A 16,854-nucleotide genomic window follows, 5' to 3' on the forward strand; every position below is an offset into this window, starting at 1 on the left:
ATTATTACCCAATAAATTTGGGATACAAGAGAGAAAGAAGAGAAGGCCATGATTGATATAAAAGAAATAAACACGATCGATCAATTGGAGCATGTTCAGCAATTAGAATATGAGGTCTGGGATATGCCTCCCATACCTCTCCATCAAACTTTAACAGCAGTGAAGAATGGAGGGATTGTTGTTGGTGCTTATGATGGGGAGCGTTTAGTTGGATTTAGCTATGGTTTTTCAGGATTTCGAGAGGGAAAAAGCTTCTTATGCTCACATATGTTGGGGATTGATAAAAATTATCGTTCACAAGGGATAGGTGAAAAATTAAAGCTGGCACAAAGAGCGATTGCGATTGATCGGGGCTATGATTTAATGGTATGGACCTTTGATCCTTTAGAAACGCGTAATGCCTATTTAAATCTTTCGAAATTAAAGGGTATTTGTTATACGTATATCGAAAATTGCTACGGTGAAATGCAGGATGGTTTAAATAAAGGGCTACCGTCCGATCGTTTCGAGGTAAGTTGGCATTTAACATCTGACTATGTGATACAGGATATCGTAATTGAAGTAACTAATCCAGTTCCTGTGGCAAGCTGTAGCCTAAATGAGCAAGGCCTTCTACGCTTAGAAATAACTGAAAATTTAAAATATACAAAAGAATTTTATGTGTTGCCAGTACCGAAGGATTTTCAAGCATTGAAAGTGCAAAATCCAGATTTGGCATTAGATTGGCGTTTTAAAACACGCCATATTTTACAGCAGCTATTTGCACAGGGATATGCTGTTGTGAAATTACAGCAACAAGAAAAATACAATGAATATGTGCTGACGAAAAAAACAGCCTTACCACTGGAAGGGGAAAAATAAGATGAAAATTACAGAAATCACAATTCGACAACTCAAAATGAAATTAAAGGCACCATTTACAACAAGCTTTGGCACATTTCATGATAGAGATTTTTTAGTGTTAGAGGCGAAAGATGAATCTGGAATCGTTGGCTGGGGTGAATCTGTTGCCTTTCACTCTCCTTGGTACAATGAAGAAACGCTACAAACTAACTGGCATATGTTAGAAGACTTCCTAATACCTCTTTTGTTGAATAAAGAGATTCAGCATCCAGACGAAGTGAATGAACTATTTAAGCCTATCCGCAAAAATAATATGGCGAAATCAACAATTGAAGGAGCAATTTGGGATATCTATGCACAGCAGACGAAGCAAACACTGGCAGCAGCACTAGGGGGGAAAAAGGACAAAATTGAAGTAGGAATCAGTATTGGCATCCAGAATTCAATTGACGATTTGGTAACGCTAGTGGATGGATATGTACGGGAAGGCTATAAGCGCATGAAAATTAAAATAAAGCCTGGCTGGGACGTAGAGGTAATGCGTACATTACGTGAAACGTTTCCCAATGTAGCGTTTATGGCAGATGCAAATTCAGCCTATAATCTTGAGGATGCTGCAACACTCAAGCAACTTGATGCCTTTCATTTAACAATGATTGAACAGCCATTAGCATCAGATGACATCATTGATCATGCTACATTACAAAAACTAATTGATACACCCATTTGTTTGGATGAAAGTATTCATTCATTAGAGGATGCTCGTAAGGCGGTAGAATTGGGCAGTACAAAAATTATAAATATTAAAATTGGCCGTGTGGGTGGCTTGACAGAAGCAAGGAAAATTCACGATTATTGTGAGGCCAATAATATTCCAGTTTGGTGTGGTGGTATGTTAGAGTCTGGCATTGGTCGCGCTCATAACGTCGCATTAACAACTCTATCTAATTTCATTTTACCAGGTGATACTGCTGGCTCAAATCGCTATTGGGAAAAAGACATCATCGATCCTGAAGTTATCGTGAAGGATGGTTATATAGAAGTACCTCAGCAACCAGGAATTGGCTATGAAATTAATAGAGAAACGATTGAATCATTTACAGTTGCAAAAAAAACATATCAATAATTTGACAAGTAAATTGAGATTAGTAGGTGTTCTATGAAAAAAAGTTGGCAAATTGGAGGCGCATTTGTAGGATTAATCGTTGGAGCTGGCTTTGCATCAGGTCAAGAAATTATGCAATATTTCACGAGCTTTGGCTTGTACGGTATTGTAGGAGGAATTGTTGCAACCTTTGCCTTTGCATTTTTGGGTATGAGTCTAGCACAATTAGGGACAGATCTACAAACGACATCTCATAAAGAGGTTATTTATTACATTGGTGGGCGTTATATTGGGGTTATTTTAGATATTGTTATTACGTTTTTCTTATTTGGCGTTGCAGTCGTTATGTTTGCAGGGTCAGGGTCAACATTTCAGCAAATGTTCGGTATTAACCCAATGATTGGTAGTATCTTTATGATGCTTATAACGATTTTAACACTACTGTTAAATGTTAAAAATATTATTAATATAATAGCATTAGTGACACCGTATTTAATGGGGATTATTTTTATTATTTTAATTTACTCCATATTCACAATGGACTTAACGGTTGCAGAGCAAAACACTTTAGCAAAAGAGCAAACGTCTGCAGCATCAAATTGGCTAATGGGTGCTTTACTTTATGTATCTTATAATATTGCGGCTGGTGCAGCGATGTTAATTGTTATGGGTGGGACTGTAAAAGAACGTAAAGTTGCTGGTATTGGTGGCATGCTAGGCGGACTAATGCTAGGTGTCTTAATAATATTAATTAATATTGCCATGTTCGTAAAAATGGATGTAGTTGGTGGGGTAGCGATGCCAACATTAGAGCTTGCTAAGCAAATCCATCCTGTAGTAGGGGTGTTAATGTCCATCGCTTTATTAGGAATGATGTATAATACAGCTGTTGGTATGTTTTATGCATTTACAGTGCGTTTTATAGCGCCTGAGCATAAATATTTTAAACTAGGTATTGTGGTCATTGGTTTACTAGGCTTTGCAGCAAGCTTAGTCGGGTTTACAACTTTGGTTGGTAAGGTATATTCAACAATGGGCTATTTAGGCTTTGCTCTAATTATAGCGGTTGTCATGTCTTGGCTACGAAAACCGAAAAATTTATCTTGATTCAAGGTAGTAAGATAAATGCGTTTTCTAATTCAGCGGACATACCCAATTTTTGAGTGAGATCAAAAATTCTTCTTCCCTTTTGCCATTGCATTGGCATTAGGAATTTTTTTATGAAATCAGTGATGAAAGCTAAAGAGCAATCATACAGTAAGTATGTATTTGGTGATTTTAAATTTCTACTTAATGTATGATAAATTCTCGTAATTTTAAATAAAATCTATATTAACTGCTAGACACCTTTTTTTATGAATGCTATATTAATGTTGTCATAGTATTTTTATAATTAGGAAAAATAAAATTAATCAACATGACTTTCTTTCAATGTTTTTTCTAAATTATAAGGAGTAATAGAGTAAAGAGCTAGATGAAGGATGATAGATGCCTATGGTAAAGAAAACGTTAAAACAAAGAATTGTAGACGCTTCAGTCATGCTGTTTCAGCAAGATGGCTATCACAATGTAACTGTTGATCGCATTGTCGAATATATTGGGGCATCAAAGGGTGGATTTTATCATAATTTTAAATCGAAAGATGAATTGTTATATGAAATTCACGATGTATTTATTTCGTATGTTATTAAGCAGTCACAGGATGCCTATGACAAGTACGATACACCGATTACACGCTTATGTGCAATGCTGCAAACACTGACACAAGTATTTGATATGTATCAGGCACATATTACTGTTTTTTATGAGGAAAGTCGTTCACTTCCAGAGGAATATAGTGAAATTATTCATAAAAAAAGGGATCAATATCGGGATATTTTACAAAAAGTAATAGGAGAGGGCCAACAAACCAAAGATTTTCGTACGGAATTACCGTGTACAATTGTCACAATGGCCATTGTTGGAATGATTAACTGGACATATAAATGGTATAAACAAACGGGTCCATTGACAATGGAGGAAATTACAGAGGTCTTCACTGATATGGTATTACGTGCGATTGTGACAGAACAAGCAATGGAGGAAGCAAAACAATTTATGGTAAAGGGGTAGCCAGTAATATCACTGGTTTTATTAATTGTTTTTACAAACCGACTAGTCGGTACTTTTCTTCGTTCAGTAAAAGACTTCCGCCTTTAAGGTGGTGGATGAATAGGATGTGGTTCCTTTACAGTGGGTGTCCAGACTTCTATTGAAAAAAAGAGAGACTCATTCTTGTCGATATGACCGATATCATATCGGCTCTCGTGCAGTCTGGGCACCATTCCAAATCTGGACGTAATTACGCCAAGGCGATATTGATTAATGCATGCAACTGTCATCTGAGCAATCTGCTATGGCAAATTAGAAATTAGGGGGACTAGGGATGAACTTTAAATTAACGAAAGAACAAGCGATGATTCGAGACATGGTACGTGATTTTGCGGAAAAAGAAATTAAACCGTATGCTCGTGAGGTTGATGAGACATCTACAATGAGAATAGAGAGCTTTAAAAAAATGGCTGAGCTAGGCTTATTGGGTATTCCGTTTCCTGAAGAATATGGCGGTTCAGGTGGGGATACGGTGTCTTACGCACTAGCAGTCGAAGAAATTGGGCGTGCATGTGGAGGTACTGGATTAAGCTATGCTGCGGCTGTTAGCTTAGGGGCATCACCAATCTATAATTTCGGCACAGAGGAGCAAAAGCAGGAATGGCTTGTTCCGTTAGCAAAAGGTGAGACATTAGGATCATTCGGTTTAACAGAGCCTAATGCAGGTTCAGATGCTGGTGGTACGCGAACAACAGCTGTTATTGATGGTGATGATTACGTTATTAATGGGGAAAAATGCTGGATCACAAATGCAGGCTATGCACGTCAAATTATAGTAACAGCAGTAACAGGTAAGCGTGAAGATGGTAAAAAAATTATTTCATCTATTATTGTTCCAACGAATACACCTGGTGTAACGATAAATTGCAATTACGACAAAATGGGTGTTCGTGGCTCCAATACTTGTGAAATTGTTTTACAGAATGTGCGTGTCCCAAGAGCTAATCTTTTAGGGGACGAAAAACGAGGATTTAGTCAGTTTTTAAATACGCTGGATGGTGGACGAATTTCAATTGCGGCTTTATCAGTAGGAATTGCACAGGCTGCCTATGAAAAGGCATTAAAATTCGCTAAAGAACGGGAGCAATTTGGTGCACCAATATCAAAGCTACAGGCTATCCAGTTTAAACTAGCTGATATGGCAATGGAGATAGAGCTTGCGCGTACATTAGTACATAAGGCGGCATGGCTTAAGGATCAAAAGAAACCATTTGGAAAGGAAGCTGCAATGGCAAAATTATTTGCTTCTGAAATGGGCTTCCGTACTTGTAATCAAGCAATTCAAATTCATGGTGGTTCAGGCTATATGAAAGAATACGATGTCGAGCGCCATCTACGTGATATTAAATTAATGGAAATCGGTGAGGGAACATCAGAAATTCAACGTCTCGTTATTTCTCGTCTAATTGGCTGTTAAAAAACCTTTGCTGAAAAGAGTTAAATAGCATAATAAAGGAGGATTCTCATGGCAGAACTTGTGTATCAAACTATTGGTCAATTGCTAGATGAACAATCTGAGAAGTATCCACAGCACGAAGCATTAGTATATACAGATAGGGATTTACGAATGACCTATGAGCAGTTAAATCGTCAAAGTCGTTTAGTTGCAAGAGGGCTAATGGCTCTTGGTATAGAAAAGGGCGAACATATCGCAGTATGGACAACAAATGTTCCAGAATGGGTACAGTTACAATTTGGTACAGGCAAAATGGGCGCCCCAATCGTCACAGTGAATACAAATTATCGTGCAAGTGAGTTGGAATATTTATTAAAGCAATCCGATGCAAAAACAATTTTTTTAATTGAAAATTATCGCGACCATTCTTTTATCAATACACTACAAGAGTTATGTCCAGAGCTTGAGCATTGTGAACCTGGTAATTTACAAGCTAAGCGACTGCCTTTATTGAAGAATGTTATTTTAATCGGTGAGACGAAATATCCTGGAGTACTGAATTGGTCTGAGGTTTTAGCTGCTGCTGAGCAAGTAACAGAGAAGCAATTAAATCAAAGACAGCAATCACTTCATTACGATGAAGTTATTAATATTCAATATACTTCTGGTACAACAGGCTTTCCAAAGGGCGTGATGTTGACGCATTATAACCTAGTGAATAATGCTTTAAATATTGCAGAATGCATGCAATTAACCTCTAAGGATCGTTTATGTATTCCTGTACCGTTCTTCCATTGCTTCGGATGCGTCATTGGAACACTGGCTATCACAACATCTGGTGGGACGATGGTGCCAGTACAGGAATTTTCACCTGCTGAGGTACTGAGAACAGTTGAAAAAGAAAAATGCACAGCGTTGCATGGTGTACCAACGATGTTTATTAGTGAGCTCAATTTACCGAATTTTGAGTCATTTGATCTATCCTCATTACGTACGGGTGTTATGGCTGGCTCTAACTGCCCTATTGAGGTGATGAAGGCTGTTATCGAAAAAATGGGGATGAAGGATATTACCATCTGCTACGGTCAAACAGAATCATCGCCAGTAATTACACAAACAAGAACAGATGACCCACTCGCATTAAAGGTAGAAACAGTTGGGCGTGCACTACCGAATCTAGAAGTTAAAATTGTCGTTCCTGGTACAGATGAAGAAGCTGCACCACTTGAGCAAGGTGAGCTTTGCACAAGAGGCTATCACGTGATGAAAGGTTATTATAAGAATCCAGAAGAAACGGATCTTGCCATCGATCAGCAAGGCTGGCTGCATACGGGAGATTTAGCAACGATGGATGAAGGGGGCTATATCCGAGTAANNTCGTAAAAAAGATATGATTATTCGTGGTGGTGAAAATTTATATCCGAGAGAAATTGAGGAGTTCCTATACAAGCATCCAAAAATTTCTGATGTACAGGTGGCTGGTGTTCCTGATCCAGTTTATGGGGAGGAAGCGGCTGCTTGGATTATCCTGAAAGATGGAGAACAAGCAACAGAAGAAGAGATTCGGGACTTTTGCAGAGATAAAATTTCTAGACATAAAATTCCGCGACATATTTTCTTTATTGATCATTATCCAATGACTGCATCAGGGAAGGTTCAAAAGTATAAATTACGTGAGAATTTTGTTGCGACAGTAATGTAGGAAGGGGGCGGTGATATGTTCAAGAAGGTTTTAATTGCTAATCGTGGGGAGATCGCTAGGCGGATTATAAGAACGTGTAAGCGACTAAATGTTCAAACAGTTGCAGTGTATTCAGAGGCGGATGCTGCCAGTCTTCATGTTAAAGATGCTGATGAAGCATATTGTGTAGGAAAGCCGCCTGTTGCACAGAGCTATTTAAATATTGATCGTATCCTTGAAATTGCACAGGAAAGCGGTGCAGATGCTGTTCATCCAGGCTATGGCTTATTATCAGAGAACGCTGATTTTGCTAAGCGTTGTACAGAGGCAGGCCTTACATTTATTGGACCGAGTGCGGATGTTATTGCCTCGATGGGAAGTAAATTAGAGGCAAGAAAAACGATGAAGGCAGCGGGTGTCCCAATTGTAGAAGGTGTAGAAACACCTATTGCAAATGTAGAAGAGGCAGTTGCAATTGCTGCACGTCTTGGCTATCCAGTGATGTTAAAAGCTTCTGCTGGTGGTGGCGGTATCGGTATGCAGCTTGTTGAAAATTCTGAGGAGCTTGCAAAGGCATTTGAGGGAAATCAAAAGCGAGCACAGTCATTTTTCGGAGACGGCACAATGTATATGGAGCGATTTATTGCCAATCCGCACCATGTTGAGGTTCAAATAATTGCAGACCATCATGGCAATGTTGTACCACTCTTCGAACGGGAGTGTTCAATCCAGAGGAGAAACCAAAAAGTAGTGGAGGAGGCACCATCTCCCTTCATTTCAGATGAAACAAGAGAGCGTATGCTAGAAGTGTCCGTCAAGGCAGCAAAGCATATTGGATATGTGAATGCTGGTACGATTGAATATCTAGTAGATGCGAATCAACAATTTTACTTTTTAGAGATGAATACACGTCTACAGGTGGAGCATCCCGTAACAGAGGAAATTACAAAGCTGGATTTGGTGGAGGAGCAATTAAAGATTGCAGCAAAAATGCCGTTAACGTTTACACGAGAGAGTATTCGTAAAGAAGGGCATGCCATTGAAGTACGCATATACGCTGAAAATCCTTCCACGTTTTTCCCTTCGCCCGGTATTATCACAGCGCTAGAGCTACCTCAGGGAGAAGGTATTCGACATGAATGTGGTGTAGAGGCAGATTCAACGGTAACACCTTTCTATGATCCAATGATAAGCAAGTTAATTGTGTGGGGAAATACACGCGCAATTGCATGTGAAAGACTTATTCAAGCACTTCAAACTTATAAAGTGGAAGGAATTCAAACAAATATTCCAATGCTCTTGAAGACAGTTACACATGAACAATTTTTAAAAGGCAATACAACGACTAAATTTGTGGATGAATATTATTTACCGCAATTAGCATAGTCAAAATAAAAAATATTCAAAGCATTCGCACCCTCTTCTAACGCGTGCGAATGCCCTACTTAAAATTAGGAGTGATGGACAATGGCAACAGTAAAAGCAAGCATGGCGGGAACAGTATGGAAAATCGTGGTGGCAGAAGGAGAAAAAGTGACAGCTGGTCAAGATGTAGCAATATTAGAATCCATGAAAATGGAGATTCCAATTGCGGCAGAAGAGGATGGCGTGGTTACAAAAATCATTGCCAATGAAGGAGATTTCATTAATGTTGATGATGATATTTTAGAAATTGAATAAGAAGGGGGCTTCTGGATGCAACTACCAACACATGTAACGATCAAGGAAGTAGGCCCTCGTGATGGCTTGCAAAATGAGAAGACTCATCTATCAACTGCTGACAAGGTACAGCTAGTAAATTTACTTAGTCATACAGGTTTGAATTATATAGAGGTCACATCCTTTGTTCATCCAAAATGGATACCGCAATTGGCAGATGCAGTAGAAGTGCTTCAAGCCATTAAACGGCAAAAAGATATTACGTATGCAGCACTCGTACCGAATATGCGCGGCTTAGAGCGGGCATTGCAGGCAGAAGTAGATGAAGTGAGCGTTTTTATGTCAGCCAGTGAAAGCCATAATCAAAGCAATATAAATAAAACGATTAAAGACACATTTCCGATAATAGAGGAAGTAGTTACAGGGGCCAAGGCAGCTCATAAAAATGTGCGTGGATATATTTCAACAGTGATAGGCTGCCCCTATGAAGGTTACATACAACCAGAAAAGGTTTTGAGAGTGACTGAAAAATTATTAGAAATGGGTGTCGATGAAATTTCACTTGGTGACACGATTGGCATTGGCGTGCCGACTCAGGTTGAAAGCTTATTAAACGAATTGCTAAAAAGGTACCCTGTAGAGCATTTTGCAATGCATTTTCATGATACACGAGGTACTGCACTCGCTAACATCCTAAAATCCATAGAAATGGGCATAACAAAATTTGATAGTGCACTTGGTGGACTAGGGGGATGTCCATATGCTAAGGGAGCTTCAGGCAATGTGGCCACGGAGGATTTATTGTATTTATTGGATGGAATGGGTATTAAAACAGGTGTAGAGATGAATAAAGTGCTAGAGGCGGCACTTTTTATAGAAAAGAAACTTGGAAAGACTGTTGCATCTAAACAGATGACAATTGTCCGTAATGAAAGGAGTGCGATTCAATAATGACGCAACTCGTTCGTTTTGAAATAGTAGAAGGAAGCATTGGACTTATAACACTAACAAGACCTGACGCTGCAAATGCGATGTCTGTCCAACTACTGAAAGAGTTAGGTGCAACACTTGATCACATCAACGGAGATTCAGCAGTACGAGTAGTGCTATTAACTGGTGCTGGGGAAAAGGCATTTTGCGCAGGTGCTGATTTAAAAGAGCGTAAGGGTATGTCTGATCAACAGGTTAGGCAGATTGTCCAGTTAATTGGTGCAACTGTAACGAAAGTAGAGGCACTTTCCCAACCTGTCATTGCTGTATTAAATGGTGTCGCCTTTGGAGGTGGTCTAGAGTTAGCGTTAGCATGTGATTTACGTATTGCTGCTAAACATGTAAAAGTCGGACTTACTGAGACTTCTCTTGGCATTATTCCAGGAGCAGGTGGCACGCAGCGTCTTCCACGTTTAATCGGCATAGGAAAAGCAAAAGAGTTAATCTATACAGCGCGTCGATTAAGTGCTGAGGAAGCTAAGGACTATGGCATTGTGGAGTACGTTTACGAGGGCCATGAGGTACATGCTAAGGCAATACAGCTTGCACAAGAAATGGCTAAAAATGCTCCGCTTTCCTTAATTCAGGCAAAATTAGCGATGAACCAGGGGATTGAGGTGGATTTAGCAAGTGGCTTAAAAATTGAATCGCTCGCATATAGTGCTCTGATCCCTACACAAGATCGATTAGAGGGTTTGCTTGCTTTCCAAGAAAAGCGCACACCACAATACTCAGGGAAATAATATGGAACTGTAATTAACATTCTGTTGCTGCTGTATAAAACAGATGCAGCAAGGATGGATGTGGTGGATTGTAGGAGATAGTTTATCTACATTCAGTAAATGTCTTTTGTATCGAAAGCAAAGCGGTAGCTACAATTACGCCAAGGCGAAATTGATATTTTGTAAGAAACCAAAAGGCCACTAAGTGCCATGATATTATGGCATAACTGATTGGGCAAAGGGAGGAATTAACATGAGCAATATTTCGACAGATAATTCAACTACACTAAAGGATAAAATTTTAGCAGGTGGTTTACCGAAATATCATGATAAAAATGCACAACAAGGAAAGCTCTTTGTACGGGAACGACTGGAATTATTACTAGACGATGGATTACAATCAGAGGATGGTCTCTATGCGAACTGTTTAGCAGGTGATTTGCCAGCAGATGGTGTAGTAACAGGAATCGGTAAAATACATGGTCGTACTGTCTGTGTATTAGCGAATGATTCAACAATTAAGGCAGGCTCTTGGGGTAAACGTACAGTAGAAAAAATGATTCGTATTCAAGAAACAGCTGAAAAGTTAAACTGTCCATTACTTTATCTAGTTGATTCAGCAGGTGCTCGTATTACAGACCAATTAGAGATGTTCCCTGGACGAAGAGGTGCAGGGCGTATCTTCTACAATCAAGTAAAACTTTCTGGGAAAGTACCACAAATATGCCTATTGTTTGGACCATCCGCAGCAGGTGGCGCTTATATTCCTGCCTTTTGCGATATCGTTGTCATGGTAGAGGGCAATGCATCCATGTATTTAGGTTCTCCACGTATGGCAGAAATGGTTATTGGGGAAAAGGTAGATTTAGAAACAATGGGTGGTGCAAAAATGCACTGTTCAATTTCTGGCTGTGGAGATGTACTCGTTAAAACAGAGCAGGAAGCCATTGCATATGCTAGAAAATATTTAGGCTATTTCCCAAATAACTATGCAGAACGTAGCAGGGTCGAAGAGGCAAAACCACCCGCATCATTTGATAAGTCTATTGAAGAATTAATTCCTGAAAATCAAAATGTTCCTTTCGATATGTATAAATTAATCGATCGGATTATTGATGAAGATTCATTTTGTGAAGTTAAAAAATTATTTGCTCCCGAACTAATAACGGGGCTTGGTCGTATTAAAGGACAATCGGTTGGCATCATTGCAAACCAGCCTCGTGTAAAAGGAGGCGTATTATTCCACGATTCGGCTGATAAAGCTGCAAAATTTATTTCCCTTTGTGATGCGTTCAATATACCGCTCCTTTTCCTTGCAGATGTACCAGGCTTTATGATTGGAACGCAGGTTGAAAAGGCTGGCATTATCCGCCATGGTGCAAAGATGATATTTGCTATGAGCGAGGCAACAGTTCCAAAGCTGACGGTCATTGTTCGTAAGGCATATGGGGCAGGATTGTATGCCATGGCAGGCCCAGCATTCGAGCCGGATTGCTGTATTGCACTAACCAATGCTCAAATAGCCGTAATGGGACCTGAGGCCGCAGTGAACGCTGTGTATGCCAATAAAATTGCAGAGCTTCCGAAAGAGGAGCAAGCAAGCTTTATTGCGGAAAAACGCAAAGAATATCAGGAGGAAATTGATGTTTATCGTTTAGCATCAGAGCTAATCATTGACGATGTGATTGCGCCGAATGATTTAAGAACAGTACTTGAATCACGTTTAGAGCTATATATGTCAAAATACTTATTATTCTCAGAACGTAAACATGGAGTAAATCCAGTATAAAAGCATTGGAGAGACCTTTCCCTAATGCTAGGTTTGTGCAGAAATCCCGTAGATAAACGACAAGGCCGGCTCAATGGTATGAGTCGGCTTTTTGAAATCTGTCTAAACATGCTTAAATATAAACCTAACTTAATATATTTCTTGCATGGGAATGGGAGGCATATTAAAATATGGGAAGAATCTAAAGGAAGTAGGGTTGTTTAGGCATGCAAAAAAATAATATTTCTAATATGCAAGGTGATGCCAAACTCCCATTGCCTTATCGTTCATGGATTGATACATATTATTCTCCCATAAAGATAATAGGGTGGGTAATTTTTTGTATCTACTCATTTATTGCTTTTTATAAATTAGTCATTGATCGTCTAGTAGACGTCATCCTAGTTTTATGGAAGAACGAATACTCACTCGTTGAATTAGGTCTGTTTGATTATAGTGACTGGCGATTAACCACAAATTTTGTACCCTTTGAAACTATTCTACGCTATATAAACTACTCTCAGTATTTTAATTTGGAAATCATAATTATTAATTTACTTGGCAATTTATTAATATTTACACCAATGGGTTTTTTGTTGCCTTTGCTATCCAAAAGGTTTCGTAAAGCTTGGGCAGTGATTTGTGTAGGTTTTTTATCCAGCTTAGCAGTAGAAACGATACAATTTATTTTTACGGTTGGCTCTGCAGATATTGATGATTTAATTTTAAATACGCTTGGTGCATGGTTTGGTTATCTAGCCTATAAAAGTATCCTTATTAAACCTAAAAAAAAATAGTAGAAACAGTCTATGCCAAAAGACTGTTTTTTTGTATGGAATTAACACTATTTGGAAGGTGAAAAAAGTATTAAGTTTCGTAGAAATGTTATAATTAAAAGAAAATATAGGATTTTATAAAGGTATTTATACCTATGTTAATGAAAATTGATTATTTCTTTAGGAGGTTAGTAGTAATTTGTACTTGAATTTAATATAGAAAATTCCGATAATGAGTGTACAGAAATTGTTCAGGTGGTAGAGATATAGTTAATAGAGGGTTATTATCATATCTAATATTTAACTTGCATATTAAGTAAGAAAGCAGAGGTGATTATATGAAAATATCAAGTTTAATAGAACATGAAAGAATTTCACCTTCAAATCGCAAGAAAGTATTACAGCGAAAAGAAGCAGGGGATGCCTATCGAAAAAATGCTTTGTATTTTCAGCCAAAGAAAAATCCAATATTGCAAGAGCTTGAGAATTTATTATTAGGACAAAAAGATTTAGACCTCTACGAGCAACAAAAAGAGCAATCACAGGAAGTCACGCCCCACCAACAAGCCATTTTTCAAGAGATGGAACAAACAAAAAAGAATGTGCTGGCTCATGAACAAGCAAATAAGATGGTCAGCAGTGAGGGGGTTGAATCAATTTCCTCCTTCCAGCTATCAGATGATGAAGATGTAGTTGGAATAAATCCAGAAAATACTTTGCGGATTTTAGAGCAGATACGGAATGCAGCATTAACACCAGCACAGCCTTCCACCCAAGATTTACGTATAGCGGCAAGTGCAAATGCGCAAATTCAACAAATTCAGGCACAATTACAGGGGCAGGAATTCAATCAAAATGTAATAACTGACAACGAGCCTGCTTATTTCAATGAAGTCATTGAGGTCAAAGTACCAGAACGTTTTTCGAAGGAATTGATATTAAATCCATTTGCAGATACAATTTTCGGTAAGAGCTATGGGGAGGCATTCAAGGCACTGACATTTAAACATGCTTCTGAAAAATATGCTACCCATATCCAAATGGCGAAAAACGGCTATCGACTAGGGAATGAAGCTACGTTCTCGATGATAGCTTAATGTTGCAGATGGGAGTTTTATGATGGCAAAGCCAAAACATGCTAAGACGAATGCTATACGATTGTTAGAGCAACAAAAAATACAATTCGAAGTAATTGAATATGAAACCGGCGATGGTCAAGTAGATGGTATTTCAGTCGCTGAAAAAATTGGCCATCCAGCTTCTCGCGTTTTTAAAACATTAGTGGCAAAGGCAAGCGCGCAAAAGCTTTTTGTATTTGTTATTCCTGTTGCTCAAGAGCTTGATTTAAAAGCTGCTGCTAAGGTTGTAGGAGAGAAAAAAATTGAAATGCTTCCTGTCAAGGAGTTACTGAGCTATACAGGCTATGTCCGTGGTGGCTGTTCACCTGTAGGCATGAAAAAGCTTTATCCAACAGTCATTGACGCATCGGCACAAGAGCAAGGCGATATTATTGTTAGCGCTGGTAAAATTGGCATGCAAATCCATGTACAATTAGCTGATTTAATTGCTGTCACGAAAGCAAAGCTGGAAGCGATTACAACTACCCATGAATGAAAGGTGGGTAGTTTTTTATTTGAATTTAATAACCATTTCTTTGTTAAAGAGAACCGCTCAGGAGGTCAAATAAATTGCTCGGCTAACTGGGAGAACCGCTCCGGTAGAGAAAAAATCCGCTCGGCTAGTGAGTAGAACCGCTCAGCTATAGAAACAACCCGCTCGGCCAGCAAAGGAAACCGCTCAGGAAGCCAAAGAATTCGCTCAGCCAGCAAGGAAACCGCTCAAGTAACCAAAACTTTTTTATAAGAGAAGGCAAGACACATCCCCTCGTTTTTTGTAGAAACTATGGTACAGTTAGAGCAATCATACATAGATAGAGAGGGTTATGAAATGCAAAAAGTTATGGGGTGGCGTTGGGCATTTTTTATAGGCGGCTTAATAGTTATGTCCCTTGGGATTACTATGTCTATTAAGGGCAAGATTGTAGGGACAAGCCCATGGGATGTGTTGCATGTGGGTTTATTCCAAAACTTTGGTTTATCGATTGGGACGTGGTCTATTTTAACAGGCCTTTTTATTGTTGCTTCGACCTCAATTGTTTTACGACAATGGCCGAAGATAGGAACATGGCTCAATATGCTACTAATTGGATCATTTATAGATGTTTTTAATTGGCTATTGCCATCAACGAATATATATAGCTTACAGGTTACTTATTTTGTGATAGGTTTATTTGTTTTAAGTTTTGGCTGTGGCATGTATATTGCACCCAATATGGGAGCTGGGCCACGTGATACATTGATGATGATTCTGGTTGAAAAATTTGGCGGGACCATTAAAACGGCGAGAATGGGTATAGAGGTGTTAGTGACAATTTTCGGCTGGTTGCTTGGGGGTCCTGTTGGTGTAGGGACAGTGGTGATTGCTTTAACATCAGGCTATATTGTGCAATATTCATTACCTTATTGTCGAAAGCTTTTAATGAAGTGTATTGGCAATATTGAGGATATGAAGCCTTTCTATTAAATAGGAAGCTACTTTTATCATAAGGGATAGAAGTAGCTTCTCATTTTTTTTGCTGTTGTTTCATATAATGCAGGGCATAGGTAAAGGAGGAGCGGTATTGAATGGAAATGTGACCTATTATTTTGGACACGCATTGACAGGGCAAGGAATTAAACAATTATATAAAGAAATGATGGATGAGGCGGAATTGGTTTATCTTTTGCAGGGTGCTCCAACCATGAAGGGGTCGGAGCTTTTAAAAGAGCTTGGTTATTTTTACGTCAAGCAAGGCTTTGCTGTAGAGTGGTTCAAGGATGCGCTGTTGGAGGATGTTGTAGAGGCGGTATTTGTTCGAGGGTGTAATCGACTCTATATTTGGTCATCTGAATGGGGCATTGAACCGACTTTCCTTGGAACAAAGCATCGTGTGCTATCATTTTATGATTGTTTAGAGGACCTCCAGCTCGAGAAAGTTGGCGAACAGCTTGCTGAGGCAATGAAGGAACGAGAGTTATGGCGTGATAAATGTATCGCTATGCTAAGTAAAGCCATTAAGATTCATGACGATTGGGAGATTGTCACACAAAGCTGTATGAATTGGCAAGGATTAAATGATCAAGTGGAAATGTTAAAAACAAATATTTTTCAATCAATCATTTTAAATAAACCTGGACTACGCACACATCGCTTACTAGGAACATTAACACCAAGAGGCGCTGAAAATACAGTAGAGAGTATGACTAAAAATTTAACTCGACGATTAATGATAAAAGGTAAGCCGGGAACAGGTAAATCTTCCTTGATGAAGGACTTAGCAGATGAGGCCAATAAGAGAGGGCTAGATACACAAATTATTTGGTGCGGTTTGGATGGAGGCTCTGTTGATATGGTCATTATCCCGGAATTAAATTTCTGTATATTTGATAGTACAGAACCACATGTCTTTGATCCACAGGATGGCAGACTGGGGGATGAAATTTTTGATATAGGAAAACATTGTGCATTATCACAGGATGCAGAAGTTTTAATCGAAGATATCCGGGCAAAGTATAAAGAGGCTATACAAGATGCAATGGGGTACTCCAAGCGATATGCAGAAGCGGAGTATACTGTTCGGCGTTTATTAGACCATTGTTTATCTACTTCACTTTGGCGGGAAAAAACTGCTCCACTTTTCGAAAGATTAACAAAGTAATTTTTC

Annotated in this window: 15 protein-coding genes and 1 pseudogene; all 16 read left to right on the plus strand. The window is 38.9% G+C overall.

Annotated elements, in window-relative coordinates; translation table 11 throughout:
- Positions 1-48 precede the first annotated feature (48 nt).
- Entirely contained in the window at positions 49-861 is an 813-nt protein-coding gene (locus B2R82_RS06695) for a GNAT family N-acetyltransferase (protein ID WP_286924117.1), read from the plus strand.
- 1 nt (position 862) lies between these two features.
- A complete protein-coding gene (gene menC, locus B2R82_RS06700; protein WP_286924118.1) occupies positions 863-1,969 on the plus strand; it encodes an o-succinylbenzoate synthase in 1,107 nt (368 codons plus the stop codon).
- 33 nt (positions 1,970-2,002) lie between these two features.
- Positions 2,003-3,055, plus strand: coding sequence for a hypothetical protein (locus tag B2R82_RS06705; protein ID WP_286924119.1), 1,053 nt, complete (start codon positions 2,003-2,005; stop codon positions 3,053-3,055).
- A gap of 387 nt (positions 3,056-3,442) precedes the next feature.
- Complete coding sequence (locus B2R82_RS06710) at positions 3,443-4,060, plus strand: TetR/AcrR family transcriptional regulator (protein WP_286924120.1); 618 nt, start codon at positions 3,443-3,445, stop codon at positions 4,058-4,060.
- A 313-nt stretch (positions 4,061-4,373) separates the two neighbouring features.
- Entirely contained in the window at positions 4,374-5,516 is a 1,143-nt protein-coding gene (locus tag B2R82_RS06715) for an acyl-CoA dehydrogenase (protein WP_286924121.1), read from the plus strand.
- Between the two features lie 48 nt (positions 5,517-5,564).
- A pseudogene (locus tag B2R82_RS06720) lies at positions 5,565-7,197 on the plus strand (AMP-binding protein).
- Between the two features lie 15 nt (positions 7,198-7,212).
- A complete protein-coding gene (locus B2R82_RS06725) occupies positions 7,213-8,562 on the plus strand; it encodes an acetyl-CoA carboxylase biotin carboxylase subunit (RefSeq protein WP_286924122.1) in 1,350 nt (449 codons plus the stop codon).
- A gap of 81 nt (positions 8,563-8,643) precedes the next feature.
- Positions 8,644-8,856, plus strand: coding sequence for an acetyl-CoA carboxylase biotin carboxyl carrier protein subunit (locus tag B2R82_RS06730; protein ID WP_031418413.1), 213 nt, complete (start codon positions 8,644-8,646; stop codon positions 8,854-8,856).
- 15 nt (positions 8,857-8,871) lie between these two features.
- Positions 8,872-9,786 (plus strand): hydroxymethylglutaryl-CoA lyase, encoded by a 915-nt coding sequence (locus B2R82_RS06735; RefSeq protein ID WP_286924123.1) that lies wholly within the window; start codon positions 8,872-8,874, stop codon positions 9,784-9,786.
- On the plus strand, positions 9,786-10,568 hold the full coding sequence (locus B2R82_RS06740; protein WP_286924124.1) for an enoyl-CoA hydratase: 783 nt from the start codon (positions 9,786-9,788) through the stop codon (positions 10,566-10,568). Before B2R82_RS06735 ends, B2R82_RS06740 begins: the two co-directional genes overlap by 1 nt.
- Positions 10,569-10,800: 232 nt before the next feature.
- On the plus strand, positions 10,801-12,336 hold the full coding sequence (locus B2R82_RS06745) for an acyl-CoA carboxylase subunit beta (RefSeq protein ID WP_286924125.1): 1,536 nt from the start codon (positions 10,801-10,803) through the stop codon (positions 12,334-12,336).
- A 206-nt stretch (positions 12,337-12,542) separates the two neighbouring features.
- The gene (locus B2R82_RS06750) at positions 12,543-13,112 is read left to right on the plus strand and encodes a VanZ family protein (RefSeq protein ID WP_286924126.1); all 570 of its coding nucleotides are present in this window, start codon (positions 12,543-12,545) and stop codon (positions 13,110-13,112) included.
- A 317-nt stretch (positions 13,113-13,429) separates the two neighbouring features.
- Positions 13,430-14,188: a hypothetical protein gene (locus B2R82_RS06755; protein ID WP_286924127.1), complete on the plus strand. Its 759-nt coding sequence runs from the start codon at positions 13,430-13,432 to the stop codon at positions 14,186-14,188.
- A 22-nt stretch (positions 14,189-14,210) separates the two neighbouring features.
- A complete protein-coding gene (gene ybaK / locus B2R82_RS06760; RefSeq protein ID WP_286924128.1) occupies positions 14,211-14,705 on the plus strand; it encodes a Cys-tRNA(Pro) deacylase in 495 nt (164 codons plus the stop codon).
- Between the two features lie 333 nt (positions 14,706-15,038).
- On the plus strand, positions 15,039-15,674 hold the full coding sequence (locus B2R82_RS06765) for a YczE/YyaS/YitT family protein (RefSeq protein ID WP_283870641.1): 636 nt from the start codon (positions 15,039-15,041) through the stop codon (positions 15,672-15,674).
- A 97-nt stretch (positions 15,675-15,771) separates the two neighbouring features.
- Positions 15,772-16,848: a nucleotide kinase gene (locus B2R82_RS06770; RefSeq protein ID WP_286924129.1), complete on the plus strand. Its 1,077-nt coding sequence runs from the start codon at positions 15,772-15,774 to the stop codon at positions 16,846-16,848.
- Positions 16,849-16,854 lie beyond the last annotated feature (6 nt).

This window comes from Lysinibacillus sp. UBA6686 (genome assembly GCF_002455205.1).
Classification (GTDB): Bacteria; Bacillota; Bacilli; order Bacillales_A; family Planococcaceae; genus Lysinibacillus; species Lysinibacillus pakistanensis.